The organism is Enterobacter sp. Taxon_2, assembly GCF_058355295.1.
Map to the genome: position 1 here is coordinate 1,216,529 of NZ_CM178024.1, position 14,143 is coordinate 1,230,671.

Consider the following 14,143-nt stretch of genomic DNA (forward strand, 5'->3'; position numbering starts at 1 on the left):
CGGGTGGCGGCTTCGCCTTACCCGGCCTACACCTCACACGTAGGCCCGGTAAGCGAAGCGCCACCGGGCAATGTTTACAGCATCGATACCACCCGCTTCAGCAGACGAATTCTCGGCTCAATCGACGCTTTATCCAGCCATTCCGCGGGGCTGTGGAACCCGGCGCCAATCGGCCCTAGTCCGTCGAGCGTCGGGATGCCCAGTGCGGCGGTGTGGTTGGCGTCGCTGCCGCCGCCGACCGCCTGCCAGGTAATGTCGATACCTTCCGCTTTTCCTGCAGCCTCAACCTGCTGCATCAGGGCCTGAGTCGCAACGCTTGCTGCCATCGCCGGTTTGTGATTTACCCGCGCAAGCGTGGTGGTCACGCCGTCTAAAAAGCCCTTTTCACATAATGCTTCCAGCGCCTGATTCACACGATCGTATTCGTCGTTTTCCCAGAAACGCACGTCGAGTTCGGCTACGGCGTTATCCGCCACCACGTTGGCCGCGCTGCCGCCGTGAATCACCCCGACGTTGAGCGTGGTGCCGCGATCCCAGTCGGTTAGCGCATTAATGGCGATGACGCTGTTTGCCAGGGCGGTAATTGCCGAGCGGCCTTTCTCCGGGTCGTTACCCGCGTGTGCCGCCACGCCGCTAAAGGTAAGGTGATAGCCCGCCATCCCTTTACGCGCTTTCACCAGCGAGCCGTCCGCGCGGGCGGCTTCGCAGACCAGCACGCAGCGGGAACGCTTCGCCAGCTCGCCGATCCATTCGTGGGAATGCACCGAACCGGTCTCTTCGTCCGGGTTCATCGCCACGGCAATCGCGAGACGATCGTTGTCCGCGGCGTCGAGCCCGCGCATCGCCCACAAAATATTCAGAAGTCCGCTCTTCATATCCGACACGCCGGGGCCGTACAGGCGGGTATCGTCCTCGCTCATCGGGCGCTCGGCGACGGTGCCGGGGGCAAACACGGTATCCAGGTGCCCGACCAGTAGCACGTCAAAGCGTTCCGCCTGCGGTTTGTTGCTGACGAACACGCCGGGGCCCACCTTATTGCCCAGATTCACCTGCTCGGTGTGCCAGCCCTCGCGCTGCCAGAGCTGCTGAATAATGCCTGCCACGGCGGCAACGCCCGCAATGGACTGGGTGCCGCAGTCCACGTTCACCAGGGTTTTCAGCTCTTCAATATAGTGGTCAAGATTCATGTTCACGTCCTGTTCAGAGAATAATGCGCATCAGCAGCATGGCTAAAAACGCGTTGACTACCGAGATGGCGATCATCAGCGGGATACGTTTGGCGCGGGTGCCGATCACGCCCAGAATGCGGCCCAGATACTGCACCTGCGAGCCCATCAGATAGATGGCGGGCGCCAGGATCGCCAGGTGCTCGCCGGTGATAATGCCTTTATCAAACAGGCCGATGGCGACGCCGATCCCGCCGCCCATCGACATCCAGCCGCCAATCAGCACGGCGGCGGCCTCACCCGGCAGGCCGAACAGGCCCATCAATGGGGCGAAGATCATGCCCAGCCCTTTCAGGGCACCGGTAATTTCCAGCGCTTTGATGATGATAAACGCCATCACCACGTTGGGCAGGGTGCTGCCGGTGGCAATGCTCCAGCCCTTGCGTGCGCCTTCGACGAAGACATCGGTAATCACGGGGTTAGACTGTGGGGCACTCATGCGGCGTCTCCTTTACGGGTGAAGGACAGGATCAATCGCAGCAGATTTGCGCCCACGATTTTCATGATGAACATGACGGCGATACAGGCCCCGATGGACGTGGGAACCGCCGCCGTGCCGTCAACGGCGACCAGCGTGAAGAGGATCGCCCCGGAAGAGAAAAAGTTGGTGATCATCGCCCCGGCGGAGAACTGGAACATGGCAAAAACGTCCTTCTCCTTTTCGCTGATTTGCCCTTCATCAGACAGATTGCGGGTCAGCGACGCGCCCACGTCGGTGCTTTGCAGGCTGCCAATCAGCGCCAGCCCGGTGGTGCCAGGGATCCCCAACAGCGGGCGCAGCAGGGGAGTTAAGAGTTTGCGCGCGGCACGCAGGGCGCCGTAGTGCTCCAGCACGTTGATCATCCCCAGCGCGAACATCACCGCGGGAATTAAACCGAGTGCGAAGAGAAAACCGTCCATCGCGCCGCTGCCGCCGGTGCCGCGAAAGGCGCTGCTGGCTGTGGTTAACGTGCCGTCATCCAGGCTGGCCTTGCTGACCACTTTGCCAAATGCGCCGTTGAGGGTGGTGAAATCAAAGACGCCGTACCACTCTTTTCCGCCTAACAGGCCGGAGAAGAAAACGGCTGCAAACGCCAGGGCGAAGTACGCGCCCGGCCCGACCTTATGATCCTGAGGTACAGAACTGTTCATATCCTTTTCCTTGTATGCACGCGATTGCGCAGGATCATTCTGGCGAGGTTATGAGCAAAAAAAATGATACAAATCATTCCGTAAGGCCGCGTCTGGCTGAAAAAGGCAAAAGTGTGACCGAGGACGTCGCGAAAGTGATCGGCTTAACACTGTGGTGTAAATCTCTGGTTTGACCACGCATTATTGCGTTTCAAAGTTGTTAAATTTTTCCTGTTGTTCTAGAAACAAAATGTAACATCTCACTGTTTCACAACAACGGACAACAACTATGAACAACTCAGGGAAATACCTTACATGGGCAGGGCTCTCCGTTGTGGGAGCCTTTGCCCTGGGCTATATCGCCCTCAACCGGGGGGAGCAGATCAACGCGCTCTGGATCGTTGTCGCCTCCGTCTGCATTTATCTGATCGCGTATCGTTTTTATGGCCGCTATATCGCAAAGAACGTGTTAGGCGTTGATGCGACGCGCATGACGCCAGCCGTCCGCCACAACGACGGGCTGGACTACGTGCCGACCGACAAGAAAGTGCTGTTCGGTCACCATTTTGCGGCGATTGCCGGGGCAGGCCCGCTGGTGGGGCCGGTGCTGGCGGCGCAAATGGGTTACCTGCCGGGGATGATCTGGATCCTCGCCGGGGTGGTGCTGGCGGGGGCGGTACAGGACTTTATGGTGCTGTTTGTCTCCACCCGTCGCGACGGACGTTCGCTGGGTGAGCTGGTGAAAGAGGAGATGGGGGCCACCGCCGGGGTGATTGCGCTGGTGGCGACCTTTATGATCATGGTGATCATCCTCGCGGTGCTGGCGATGATCGTGGTGAAAGCATTGACCCACAGCCCGTGGGGAACGTATACCGTAGCCTTTACCATTCCGCTGGCGCTGTTCATGGGGATCTACATTCGCTATCTGCGCCCGGGGCGCATTGGTGAAGTGTCGGTGATTGGTCTGGTATTCCTCGTGTTCGCCATTATCTCCGGCGGCTGGGTGGCGGAAAGCCCGACCTGGGCGCCGTTCTTCGACTTTACCGGCGTGCAGCTGACCTGGATGCTGGTGGGCTACGGCTTTGTGGCGGCGGTGCTGCCGGTGTGGCTGCTGCTGGCTCCACGTGACTACCTCTCTACCTTCCTGAAAATCGGTACCATTGTCGGGCTGGCGATTGGCATTCTGATTATGCGCCCGACCCTGACCATGCCTGCGCTGACCAAATTTATCGACGGCACCGGCCCGGTCTGGACCGGTAACCTGTTCCCGTTCCTGTTTATTACCATTGCCTGCGGTGCGGTGTCGGGCTTCCACGCGCTGATTGCCTCCGGCACCACGCCGAAGATGCTGGCGAATGAAAATCAGGCCTGCCTGATTGGCTACGGCGGCATGCTGATGGAGTCCTTCGTCGCCATCATGGCGCTGGTCTCGGCCTGCATTATCGATCCGGGTGTGTACTTCGCGATGAACAGCCCGATGGCGGTGCTGGCGCCTGCCGGAACCGTTGACGTGGTGGCATCCGCCGCGCAGGTGGTGAGCGGATGGGGCTTTGCGATTACTCCTGATACGTTGACGAACATTGCCAGTGAAGTGGGCGAGCAGTCCATTATCTCCCGCGCGGGCGGGGCGCCGACGCTGGCGGTCGGCATGGCCTACATCCTGCACGGCGCGCTGGGCGGGCTGATGGACGTGTCGTTCTGGTATCACTTCGCCATCCTGTTCGAGGCGCTGTTTATCCTGACGGCGGTGGATGCGGGAACCCGTGCGGCGCGCTTTATGCTGCAGGACCTGCTGGGGGTGATCTCCCCGAACCTGAAGCGTACAGATTCGCTCCCGGCTAACCTGCTGGCGACGGCACTGTGCGTGCTGGCATGGGGCTACTTCCTGCATCAGGGCGTGGTCGATCCGCTGGGCGGGATTAACACCCTGTGGCCGCTGTTCGGTATCGCCAACCAGATGCTGGCGGGCATGGCGCTGATGCTCTGCGCGGTGGTGCTGTTCAAGATGAAGCGCCAGCGTTACGCCTGGGTGGCATTAGTCCCAACCGCGTGGCTGCTGATCTGTACCCTGACGGCGGGCTGGCAGAAAGCCTTCAGCCCGGACAACAAGGTGGGCTTCCTGGCAATCGCCAACAAGTTCCAGGCGATGATCGACAGCGGCAAGATCCCGGCGCAGTACACCGAGTCGCAGCTGTCGCAGCTGGTGTTTAACAACCGTCTGGACGCCGGGCTAACTATCTTCTTTATGGTGGTGGTCGTGGTGCTGGCGTTGTATTCTCTCAAGACCGCGCTGGCGGCGTTGAAAAACGATAAGCCAACGGCGAAAGAGACGCCGTACGAGCCAATGCCTGAAAACCTGGAAGAGATTGTGACCCAGGCGAAAGGGGCGCACTAACCTTTGTGCCGGGTGGCGGCTTCGCCTTACCCGGCCTACATTCCCTGTGAGATCAGAATCATGTTCGACACTCTTTCCAAAGCAGGTAAGTACCTGGGCCAGGCCGCCAAAATGATGATTGGCGTGCCGGACTACGACAACTACGTCGAGCATATGCGCGTCAACCATCCGGACCAGACGCCAATGACCTACGAAGAATTTTTCCGTGACCGCCAGGACGCCCGCTACGGCGGCAAGGGCGGGGCGAAGTGCTGTTAACCCTCTTTCGGGAGATAGAGGCTGATCTGCTCCTGCTTACAGCCGTAGATCGCCGCCAGCTTTTCGCGGGTGCGTTTTTGCGGACGGGAGTCCAGCGCTTCCAGCTGTGATACGGCGGACTGGCTAATGCCAAGTTTATCCGCCACCTCCTGCTGGGATAACCCGCGCAGGATACGCCATGCGGCCTGCAGGCTGACGTTCTGCCAGGTCATGATGCTGCACACTTCTCCGGGCAATTCCACGTCATCCAGACTATCGTGTTCGACCTCAATATCCTCCAGATCGTCATCGGTTTCGTCGTCAATTTCTGACATCTGTAAGAGCATACGAAAATATTCGTGATAGGGAATAACGGCGTACTGCGTTTTCCCGTTATCGTCCTTGATTAGCTGTACAGCCATAGGTGGCACTCTCCTCATGCAGGTAAGTCGTTGAAGTTCTGCGCTTGACGGCCAAAACATAACAATGGTCATCGGGATCGTCCCGAAGCGTATAGACGATGCGGTAATCGCCAACGCGTAACCGGAAATGATTTTCTGTCGCCGATATTTTTTTGATATCGGGCCGGGGGGCTGAACGGTCATCCAGCTCAGTAAGCTTTACCTCAATGCGTCGCTGATACCGCTCGTCAATCTTTGAAAACGCCTTCTTTGCACCATTGGACCAGACAATCTTCATCCGTACCTCCACTGTACGCCCACACAGAATATAAGGAAATAATAAGACTATTAGATAAATTCCGAATTTCTAATGGGGTACTGTAGAGCGGAGAAAAACCGGGAGAAAGCGGCAAAACGTGAACCGTCGAGGGTGCTCGGGAAGGCCTCTGCCGGACGACAGAGGCTTGCAGGAAATGTGCGATCAGGCGTTCAAACCACCGTCCACGTCCAGACCGGTACCGGAGATCTGCCCGGCAGCCGGGCTAGCAAGGAAGGTGACCGCCGCCGCGATGTCTTCCGGCTGGCCGTAGTGACCGACCGCAATCATCTGGCGCTGGGCTTCCGCCTGTTCGCCGTCTTCCGGGTTCATATCGCTGTTCGTGGGGCCGGGGTGCACCAGGTTTACGGTAATGCCGCGCGGTCCTAAATCACGGGCCAGACCGCGGGTGAGGGAGTTAAGGGCAGACTTGGTCATCGAGTAAACGGCAATGCCCGGCATCGCCACGCGGTTTGCCAGACAACTGCCGATGTTGATGATGCGTCCGCCGTCGGACATGTGCACCAGCGCTTCCTGAATGGCGATCACCACGCCGCGGATGTTGACGTTGATAAGGGCGTCAATATCTGCCAGCGTCATGGACTCCAGCGGGCCGCCGCGCGCGATCCCGGCATTGTTGACCAGAATGTCCAGCCCGCCAAGGGAACGTGCCGCATGTGTGACGGCATCCTGAATCGCCTGCGCGCTGGCGCTGTCCGCCTGCACGGCTTCGCTGTGTCGTCCCAGCGCCTTAATCTCATCGGCGACCGCCTGGGCTTTATCGGCCGATTTTTCATACGTAATAATCACATCCGCACCGGCGCGCGCCAGCGAGAGTGCAATAGCCCGACCCAACCCGCGGCTGGCACCGGTAACCAGCGCCTTTTTACCTGTTAAATCGATCTGCATGATGACCTCGTTACAAGAGTAGAAAGAATCATCATTAGGTATAGCCTGTCGGCGCGATTAACGGCTGAAGGATTCCACTTTCTCAAACGCGGCGCGCAGAACGTCAGGCGTTAACGCAACCGGTAGATAGTGAATCGACTCCACCGGGCGCAGGGTGTGGGCGATGACCTTATCCAGCGCTTCCCGGTTATTGATGTCGACGTCCAGCTCGCGAAGCGTGGTCGGCAGGTTAAAGCGCTGGTACGCCGTCACCAGCTGCGCCAGCACGTCGTCCTGGCCGAGCAGGGCGCTCTGCACCAGAATGCCGTAGGCCACCTTGGTACCGTGGAGGTATTTTTCCGTCTGCGGCAGCACGGTTAAACCATTGTGCACCGCATGCGCCGCCGCCACGCGGGTATAGCGTTCGCCCAGACCGCCGACCATCCCGCCGCCGGCGATAATCGCATCTACCACGTCCTGGAACGCCTGCGTCTGTTCGCCGCGCTGCTGGTCGGCCAGCGCTTCCTCACTGTGCTCCAGCAGCACGTCGCGGATCGCCAGCGCGCCGTTGATGCCCAGCCGCACGGTCAGCGGCAGGTTCTCCGGCTCAGGTGCCAACACAACCGCTTCGTACCACTTCGCCAGCGTATCGCCGATACCCGCCAGCAGGTATTCCGCCGGGGCGTTAAGGACGATCTGCGGCTCCACCAGCACCAGGAAGTTGGCGTCGTCGAAGATCTCAAAATGCAGCGCCTGACCTGCATCGTTGTACCAGACGGAGAGCGGGGTCCACGCCGCGCAGGTGGCGGCAATGGTGGGGATGCCCACGAACGGCACGCCCAGACGACGCGCCACGGCCTTGACGGTATCCAGTACCGCACCGCCGCCCACGCCAATCACCACGCTGGCGTCACTGCCGGATTCGTTCACCAGATGGGTGACGTCGCGCTCGCTGCAGTGGCCTTTAAACAGCAGGTGTTTCGCCCCCGGCGCGTGAAAGCTCTCCGGCAGGAAAGGGCGCGCACCGTCGATAGCGCGCTCGCCGTAGATCCACACCGCGCGGGAAAGCTGTTCCGGGGTAAAGAAGTCATTCAGATACGCAAGGCTTCCGGGATGGGAGAAGTAGTTCGCCGGGCCAGGCACGACGCGGATATCGGTGTTGCTCATGGTGTTGTCCTTTTTTAGCAATCGCTAACCCGATGTTATGTCTGGACATCCGGATGGCTAATAATATTTCGCTTTAACTTATGCCTTTTCCTTCGTTGTCAGTCAACCGGAGCTGTGAAAAATTCGATAAATCAGAAGAGTAATGAAGGATTTACGTGGATGGTTTCCAGTCGCCTTGAAATGCGCGGTATCAGCCTGGCCTTTTCCGGCTTTCAGGCGCTGTCGCGCGTGAACTTCACCTTAACCGGCGGATCGGTACATGCGCTGACCGGCGCCAACGGCGCGGGGAAATCGACGCTGATGGCGGTGCTGTGCGGGACGCACGACCACTATGAGGGTGAGATCAGCATTAACAACCAGCCGGTAAGCATCCGCGAGCCGCTCGACGCCAAACGGCTGGGGATCCACCTTGTGCAGCAGGAGGTGGACGTGGCGCTGATCCCGGGGTTAAGCATTGCCGAAAATATCATGCTCGACCAGCTGGCGCAGCCGGGGCATCGCTTCCGCTGGCGTGCAATCCGCCAGCAGGCGAGACAGGCGCTGGCACAGCTGGACGTTTCTCTGGACGTACGCCGTTCCATCGACAGCTGCACGCTTGCCGAAAAGCAGCAGATTTTGCTGGCGCGCGCCTTGTCCCACCACTGCCGTTTTTTGATTCTTGATGAGCCCACCGCGCCGCTGGACGCGCACGAGAGCGAGCGCCTGTTTGGCGTGGTGAGACGGTTAAAGCAGCAGGGCATCGGGGTGGTGTTTATCTCCCACCGCATTCACGAGCTGAAGGCCATCTGCGACACCCTGACGGTGCTGCGCGACGGCAAGCTGATTGAGTCCGGCCCAATGGCCAATCTCAGCGGCGAAGCGATCGTCGAGAAGATGCTCGGCCACGTGCTGAGCGATATCTACCCGCCCGCTCGGCCGCCGCACGGCGACGAAACGCTGCTGCGGGTGGAAGGTCTGCATGACGACGCGCTGCTGAAAGATATCTCCCTGCACCTGCGCAAAGGCGAAATTCTCGGGATTGCCGGGCTGGCGGGGGCGGGGAAAACCGAACTCTGCAAGGCGCTGTTTGGCGCCAGCAAAAGCCGCGTGGCGCGCGGTGAGCTGAATCACCAATCCTGGCAACCTCGCGACCCGGCCGACTCGGTGCTGCGCGGCCTGGCGCTGGTGCCGGAGGAGCGGCGCAAAGAGGGCATTTTTATCGACGAGCCGGTGAGCATGAACCTTGCCGTGTGCGCCGATAACAGCTTCTCGCGCTGGAGCCTGTTTGGCCATCGTCAGGCGTGGCGCTGGGCGGAGGAGGTGATCGCTCGCGTCGGCGTGCGCGCCCGCGGTCCCAGGCAGGTTTTGCGACGTCTCTCCGGCGGCAACCAGCAGAAGGTCGCCATCGGCAAGTGGCTGCGCAATGATGCGAGCGTGCTGATCTTCGACGAGCCAACCAAAGGCGTGGACGTGAAGGCCAAAACCGATCTGTTCCAGCTGATTGACGGCCTGGCGCGCGAGGGCAAAGGGGTCATTTACGCCTCGGGCGAGTTTGCCGAGCTGGTCGGGCTGTGCGACCGCATCTGCGTGCTGTGGGACGGGCGCATCGTGGCGGAAATCGCCGGAGCCGAGGCCCGTGAAGAGACACTACTTTATTATTCAACCGGAGGAACGGCGTCGTGAGCAAGGCCCTTTCAGTAACCGCGACGGCGTCTGGCCGTCAGCAGATTTTCGATTTTCTCTACAAGTGGGGCATGCTGTTAACCGTCGTCGCGCTGGTGGCCGTCTTTGGCCTGGCGTCGGACAGCTTCCTCGATCCGAACAACATCATCAATATTCTGCGCTCAATTGCCATTGTGACGGTGATTGCCGTTGGCGTGTCGATATCATTGACCATTGGCGGGTTCGATCTCTCCGTGGGATCGACCGCCTCACTGGCGAATGCGCTGGTGATTTCCCTGTTCGTCTGGCACGGCTTTGGTACCACCGAGTCGATTCTGATCACCCTCGCGCTCTGCACGCTGGTGGGGCTGTTTAACGCCTTTCTTATCGTCATCCTGCGCATTCCGGACATGCTCGCGACGCTGGCCAGCCTGTTTGTGATCCAGGGCGTGGCGATGACCTACAGCTACGGCGGGTCGATTACCGAGAACATGGTGCTGCCGAGCGGTGACATGGCGGAAGGCACCATTCCGGCGGCGTTCAGCCTGCTGGGGCAGGTGCCGACGATTGTGATCATCATGCTGGTGGTGACGGTTCTGGCGCAGCTGGGGCTATCGCTCACCACTCACGGTCGTCGGATGTACGCCATCGGCGGTAACCCGGAAGCGGCGCGCCTCTCGGGGATTCGCACCACCCGCTACAAGGTGGCGGCCTACGTGATTGCCTCCCTGCTGGCGGGCCTGGGCGGGATTTTGCTGGCCTCGCGCATTGGCTCGTCGCAGGTAAACGCGGGCGGCGGTTACCTGATGGATGCGGTGGCGGCGGCGTGGATTGGCTTCTCGCTGGCCGGGTCCGGCAAGCCGAACGCGCTGGGAACCCTGGTCGGGGCGGTTATTCTCGGCGTGCTGTCGAACGGGCTGGTGATGCTCTCCGTGCCGTATTACGCCATGGACATTATAAAAGGGCTGGTGCTCGCGGTAGCGCTGGCGATTACGTACATACAAAAACGCTGACAACACAACGGGATAAAAAATGAAAAAGATTGCACTCTCTTTGGTGGCATTAGGGTTATTCACCGCTCTGCCTGGCTTCGCGGCTACGCCCGCGCCGCTTCCGGCGGCAATTGCCAACCATGATGGCCCGATCCGCATCGCGGTGATCCGTAACCTTGGCTCAGACGACAACACCACGCAGTTTATTGCCGGGGCCATTCAGGAAGGGAAGAAGCTTGGCTTTAAGGTCAGCACCTTTTTAAGCAACGGGGACGACGCCAAATTCCAGGACTTCGTGAACCAGGCTATCAGCCAGAAGTACGACGGGATTATCCTTTCTCAGGGCCGCGATCCTTACTCCACCGCGCTGGTGAAGAAGGCAGTGGATGCCGGAATTAAAGTCGCCGTTTTTGATACCGCCGTTAACGGCGAGATCCCGGGCGTGACCGTCACCCAGCAGGATGACGCCTCCCTGACGAATCTCTCCTTCGGCCAGCTAGCGAAAGATTTCAACGGCAAGGCCAATATCGTCAAGCTGTGGGTAGCGGGCTTCCCGCCGATGGAGCGTCGTCAGGCGGCCTATAAAGAGCTACAAAAGCAGTATCCGGACATCAAAGAGCTGGAGTCTATCGGCGCGGTCTCCTCTGACGTGCAGGGCGACACCGCTAACAAAGTGGGCGCGATCCTGGCGAAATACCCGAAAGGCAAGATCGACGCCATCTGGGGCACCTGGGACGCCTTCAGTCAGGGCGCGTATAAGGCGCTGAAAGAGAACGGCCGTACCGAGATCAAACTCTACAGCATCGACATCTCCAACCAGGATCTGCAGCTGATGCGCGAGCCGGGCAGCCCGTGGAAGGTGAGCGTGGCGGTGGATCCGAAGCTGATTGGCGCGACCAACGTGCGTCTGGTGGCGAACAAGATTGCCGGAGAAACCACGCCTGCGACCTACGATTTCAAAGCGGCGGCCATTCCGCAGGCGCTGCTGACCGCCCAGCCGGGCGCGGTGAACGTGGCGTCGCTGGGGAAAATCATTCCGGGCTGGGGCCAGACGGAAGATTTTATCGCGCCGTGGTTTGCGACGCTGGAAGCGAAGAATAAATAAAACCAAGCCGGGTGGCATCAGGTGCGGCCTGATGCCCTCACCCCGGCCCTCTCCCACGGGGAGAGGGGGAAAACCAACAGGAGCTAACGGTGAATCATTTACCCCCTCCCGAATACAGCCGCAATATGCGGCTGATTGGTCATAGCGACCAGGGCGGTCGCCCGGACGGCGTGCAGCTGATGGTGCACCGCGGTTTCGCCTGGATCGGCCATATGGTGTCGCAGGGCTTTTCGATTGTCGACGTGCGCGATCCGAAGAACCCGAAAGCGGCGGGCTACGTGCCCGCGCCGCCCGGCACCTGGAACGTGCACCTGCAGGCGCATGATGACCTGCTGCTGGTGATCAACGCCCGGGATCTGTTTGCCGATGCCCGCTTTGCCGACGAAAAGGTCTACTACACCCGCCAGGTGGGCGAGACCGTCAGCGACGTGCAGGACAAAGGCTGGAGCGCCGGGCTGCGCGTGTTTGATATCTCCACGCCGGACAGGCCGCGCGAAATCGGCTTTCTGTCGCTGAACGGGATTGGCATTCACCGCATCTGGTACGTCGGCGGCCGCTGGGCGTACGTGTCGGCGCTGATCGATGGCTTTACCGACTACATCTTTCTGACCATCGATCTTGCGGACCCGCGTAAGCCCGAAGTGGCCGGGCGCTGGTGGCTGCCGGGGATGAACCAGGCCGAAGGTGAGAAGCCGAACTGGCCGGAAGGGAAACGCTACGCCCTGCACCACGCGATTATCGCGGGGGATACCGCGTACGGCAGCTGGCGCGACGGCGGCCTGACGCTGCTGGACGTGAAGGATCGTACCCAGCCGAAGCTGATTAGCCACCGTAACTGGAGTCCGCCGTTTGGCGGCGGGACGCACACCGCGCTGCCGCTGCCGGACCGCGATCTACTGGTGGTGCTGGACGAAGCGGTGCTGGATAACCAGGAAGACGGCGAGAAGCTGATCTGGCTGTTTGATATTCGCGAGCCGTCGAATCCGGTCAGCATCTCTACCTTCCCGCAGCCGGACGAAACTGACTACGTGGCGAAAGGGGCGCATTTCGGGCCGCATAACCTGCACGAGAACCGGCCGGGGAGCTTTGTCAGCTCGACGCTGATTTTTGCGACGTATCAGAACGCGGGCGTGCGCGCGTATGACATCTCCAATCCGTATCGTCCGGTGGAAACCGGCGCGCTGGTGCCTGCTGCACCGGAGAAAATGATGGATACCCGCCCGAATCGCCCGCAGGTGATCCAGTCGTGTGACGTGTTTGTGGATGCGCAGGGGATTATCTACAGCACGGATTATAACGGTGGGCTGTCGGTGATTGAGTATTTGGGGTGAGTTTTTGCCGGGTGGCGGCTTCGCCTTACCCGGCCTACATTTTGCACCCGTAGGCCCTGTAAGCGCAGCACCACCGGGCAAATGCACTCAGCTATATTGCCGCACCCGCGCCACCAGCTCTTCCGCGCTGTCGATACGGTCGGCAATCACAATCAGCGCCTTGCCGAGCGTTATCGCGTGGCGAAGGCATTCGTGGCGCATCGCCTCGTCCTGAATGGTGTCGATATCCGCGACGTGGGAAAGCCCGACGCTGCGGCGAATGAGTTCGGTGCCGCAGAAGCCGATGGCATCATGCCAGACCTTTTTCAGGAATGCGGAGGCATAGCCCGGCGCGCCGAGCGCGGCGTCGCGTGTTTTCTCGTGTGCCAGCGCCTGGAAGCGTTCCGCGAAGGTGTTCCACAGTTCCTGAATATCGGTCAGGCGCTGCTCGCGCGCGGCGGCGGCATCGCGAATGCCCAGATGCCCCGGCAGGCCGCAGAAGTTGAGCAGCAGGTTGCCGATTGCGGTGCCGACGTCAAAGCCAATCGGCCCAAAATAGCCGAACTCGGCGTCGATGGCCTTCAGGCTGCCGTCGGCCACAAAAATCGAGCCGCTGTGAATATCGCCGTGCAGCAGGGCTTCCGCCTGAGAAAAGAAACGGTGCTTCAGGGAGGCCACGGCAATTTTCAGCTGGGCGTCGTCGCGCAGGGCGGCGACGTCATTTTCCAGCTCGGCCGGGTAGCTGTTGCGCGCGTGGATCTGGTACGGATCGTTGAAGAACAAATCTTCGGTGATCTCGCACATCGCCGGGTTGATGAATTTTGCCACCTGCGCTTTTTTCTCGTGCGGGTGCAGGTAGAAATCGCTGGTGTGGAACAGCGCGTGCGCGAGGTATTCACCCAGCTGACGCGCCGCCTGCGGGTAGTAAATGTTGCCGATCAGCTCGCCGCGCCAGATGCGATGGCTGGAGAGATCTTCCATCACCATCACCGCCAGCTCCGGGTCGAAGTGGTGGATTTTCACCGTGTGCTGCGGGCTGTGCCGGTAGTGCTCGACCAGGGTTTGCGCCTCCAGACGGGCGCGGTCCAGCGTCAGCGGCCAGGACTCGCCGACGCAGCGCACGTAGGGCAGCGCCTGCTTAACGATGATGCGGCTCACGCCCGTGCTGTCGAAAATTTTAAAGACCAGATTGAGGTTGCCGTCGCCTACCTCCTGCGCCTCCACCAGCGATGAAGGATCGTCAAGGCCGCCAAACTGCCTGGCATACTCCACGGCGTCCTGAGCGGTAAAGGTACGGTATTGCGACATGGCCTGCTCCTCACGGTTTGCTAATAAAGACATGTAGACGTCTATAC

The 14,143-nt window shown here is 60.3% G+C and carries 14 protein-coding genes; 6 read left to right on the forward strand and 8 right to left on the reverse strand.

Going from position 1 to position 14,143, the window contains the following annotated elements:
• Positions 1 to 74 precede the first annotated feature (74 nt).
• Genes AC4IC4_RS05630 through AC4IC4_RS05640 form a run of 3 tightly spaced genes read right to left on the reverse strand, consistent with a single transcriptional unit; the run spans position 75 to position 2,357 of the window.
• Entirely contained in the window at positions 75 to 1,187 is a 1,113-nt protein-coding gene (locus AC4IC4_RS05630; protein ID WP_491472328.1) for a M20 family metallopeptidase, read from the reverse strand.
• A 13-nt stretch (positions 1,188 to 1,200) separates the two neighbouring features.
• Positions 1,201 to 1,665 (reverse strand): YjiG family protein, encoded by a 465-nt coding sequence (locus tag AC4IC4_RS05635; protein WP_121425485.1) that lies wholly within the window; start codon positions 1,663 to 1,665, stop codon positions 1,201 to 1,203.
• A complete protein-coding gene (locus AC4IC4_RS05640; RefSeq protein ID WP_010428444.1) occupies positions 1,662 to 2,357 on the reverse strand; it encodes a nucleoside recognition domain-containing protein in 696 nt (231 codons plus the stop codon). The genes AC4IC4_RS05635 and AC4IC4_RS05640 overlap by 4 nt, the downstream gene beginning before the upstream one ends.
• Positions 2,358 to 2,625: 268 nt before the next feature.
• On the opposite strand from AC4IC4_RS05640, the gene cstA reads away from it, so the two are divergent.
• A complete protein-coding gene (cstA, locus tag AC4IC4_RS05645) occupies positions 2,626 to 4,731 on the forward strand; it encodes a pyruvate/proton symporter CstA (RefSeq protein WP_491472329.1) in 2,106 nt (701 codons plus the stop codon).
• 60 nt (positions 4,732 to 4,791) lie between these two features.
• Positions 4,792 to 4,989, forward strand: coding sequence for a YbdD/YjiX family protein (locus AC4IC4_RS05650; RefSeq protein ID WP_006809671.1), 198 nt, complete (start codon positions 4,792 to 4,794; stop codon positions 4,987 to 4,989).
• Here the strand turns inward: AC4IC4_RS05650 and AC4IC4_RS05655 are convergent.
• The 4 genes from AC4IC4_RS05655 to AC4IC4_RS05670 all read right to left on the reverse strand — a co-directional run bounded on the left by AC4IC4_RS05655 (position 4,986) and on the right by AC4IC4_RS05670 (position 7,740).
• The gene (locus AC4IC4_RS05655; RefSeq protein WP_032649598.1) at positions 4,986 to 5,390 is read right to left on the reverse strand and encodes a helix-turn-helix domain-containing protein; all 405 of its coding nucleotides are present in this window, start codon (positions 5,388 to 5,390) and stop codon (positions 4,986 to 4,988) included. The two genes, AC4IC4_RS05650 and AC4IC4_RS05655, sit on opposite strands and share 4 nt — an antisense overlap.
• Positions 5,362 to 5,667 (reverse strand): type II toxin-antitoxin system RelE family toxin, encoded by a 306-nt coding sequence (locus AC4IC4_RS05660; protein ID WP_267214493.1) that lies wholly within the window; start codon positions 5,665 to 5,667, stop codon positions 5,362 to 5,364. The genes AC4IC4_RS05655 and AC4IC4_RS05660 overlap by 29 nt, the downstream gene beginning before the upstream one ends.
• 183 nt (positions 5,668 to 5,850) lie before the next feature.
• Positions 5,851 to 6,594 (reverse strand): SDR family NAD(P)-dependent oxidoreductase, encoded by a 744-nt coding sequence (locus AC4IC4_RS05665; RefSeq protein ID WP_024906989.1) that lies wholly within the window; start codon positions 6,592 to 6,594, stop codon positions 5,851 to 5,853.
• Between the two features lie 57 nt (positions 6,595 to 6,651).
• Positions 6,652 to 7,740, reverse strand: coding sequence for an oxidoreductase (locus AC4IC4_RS05670; protein WP_491472330.1), 1,089 nt, complete (start codon positions 7,738 to 7,740; stop codon positions 6,652 to 6,654).
• 159 nt (positions 7,741 to 7,899) lie between these two features.
• Here AC4IC4_RS05670 and AC4IC4_RS05675 point away from each other — a divergent pair, with 159 nt between their 5' ends.
• From AC4IC4_RS05675 to AC4IC4_RS05690, 4 genes are all read left to right on the forward strand, one after another.
• Positions 7,900 to 9,402: a sugar ABC transporter ATP-binding protein gene (locus AC4IC4_RS05675; protein WP_491472331.1), complete on the forward strand. Its 1,503-nt coding sequence runs from the start codon at positions 7,900 to 7,902 to the stop codon at positions 9,400 to 9,402.
• Positions 9,399 to 10,394: an ABC transporter permease gene (locus AC4IC4_RS05680; RefSeq protein WP_491472332.1), complete on the forward strand. Its 996-nt coding sequence runs from the start codon at positions 9,399 to 9,401 to the stop codon at positions 10,392 to 10,394. Before AC4IC4_RS05675 ends, AC4IC4_RS05680 begins: the two co-directional genes overlap by 4 nt.
• 19 nt (positions 10,395 to 10,413) lie before the next feature.
• Positions 10,414 to 11,478: a sugar ABC transporter substrate-binding protein gene (locus tag AC4IC4_RS05685; protein WP_032649589.1), complete on the forward strand. Its 1,065-nt coding sequence runs from the start codon at positions 10,414 to 10,416 to the stop codon at positions 11,476 to 11,478.
• An 89-nt stretch (positions 11,479 to 11,567) separates the two neighbouring features.
• Positions 11,568 to 12,809: an LVIVD repeat-containing protein gene (locus AC4IC4_RS05690; protein WP_491472333.1), complete on the forward strand. Its 1,242-nt coding sequence runs from the start codon at positions 11,568 to 11,570 to the stop codon at positions 12,807 to 12,809.
• A gap of 87 nt (positions 12,810 to 12,896) precedes the next feature.
• On the opposite strand, the gene mtnK is transcribed toward AC4IC4_RS05690, so the two are convergent.
• Positions 12,897 to 14,096, reverse strand: a complete 1,200-nt coding sequence (mtnK, locus tag AC4IC4_RS05695; protein WP_491472334.1) for an S-methyl-5-thioribose kinase — start codon at positions 14,094 to 14,096, stop codon at positions 12,897 to 12,899.
• Positions 14,097 to 14,143: the final 47 nt, after the last annotated feature.

What these genes read in the sequence shown, in the direction of transcription:
- AC4IC4_RS05630 (WP_491472328.1), bottom strand. Translation starts at nt 1,187, where the DNA reads ATGAATCTTGACCACTATATTGAAGAGCTGAAAACCCTGGTGAACGTG.
- AC4IC4_RS05635 (WP_121425485.1), bottom strand. Translation starts at nt 1,665, where the DNA reads ATGAGTGCCCCACAGTCTAACCCCGTGATTACCGATGTCTTCGTCGAA.
- AC4IC4_RS05640 (WP_010428444.1), bottom strand. Translation starts at nt 2,357, where the DNA reads ATGAACAGTTCTGTACCTCAGGATCATAAGGTCGGGCCGGGCGCGTAC.
- cstA (WP_491472329.1), top strand. Translation starts at nt 2,626, where the DNA reads ATGAACAACTCAGGGAAATACCTTACATGGGCAGGGCTCTCCGTTGTG.
- AC4IC4_RS05650 (WP_006809671.1), top strand. Translation starts at nt 4,792, where the DNA reads ATGTTCGACACTCTTTCCAAAGCAGGTAAGTACCTGGGCCAGGCCGCC.
- AC4IC4_RS05655 (WP_032649598.1), bottom strand. Translation starts at nt 5,390, where the DNA reads ATGGCTGTACAGCTAATCAAGGACGATAACGGGAAAACGCAGTACGCC.
- AC4IC4_RS05660 (WP_267214493.1), bottom strand. Translation starts at nt 5,667, where the DNA reads ATGAAGATTGTCTGGTCCAATGGTGCAAAGAAGGCGTTTTCAAAGATT.
- AC4IC4_RS05665 (WP_024906989.1), bottom strand. Translation starts at nt 6,594, where the DNA reads ATGCAGATCGATTTAACAGGTAAAAAGGCGCTGGTTACCGGTGCCAGC.
- AC4IC4_RS05670 (WP_491472330.1), bottom strand. Translation starts at nt 7,740, where the DNA reads ATGAGCAACACCGATATCCGCGTCGTGCCTGGCCCGGCGAACTACTTC.
- AC4IC4_RS05675 (WP_491472331.1), top strand. Translation starts at nt 7,900, where the DNA reads ATGGTTTCCAGTCGCCTTGAAATGCGCGGTATCAGCCTGGCCTTTTCC.
- AC4IC4_RS05685 (WP_032649589.1), top strand. Translation starts at nt 10,414, where the DNA reads ATGAAAAAGATTGCACTCTCTTTGGTGGCATTAGGGTTATTCACCGCT.
- mtnK (WP_491472334.1), bottom strand. Translation starts at nt 14,096, where the DNA reads ATGTCGCAATACCGTACCTTTACCGCTCAGGACGCCGTGGAGTATGCC.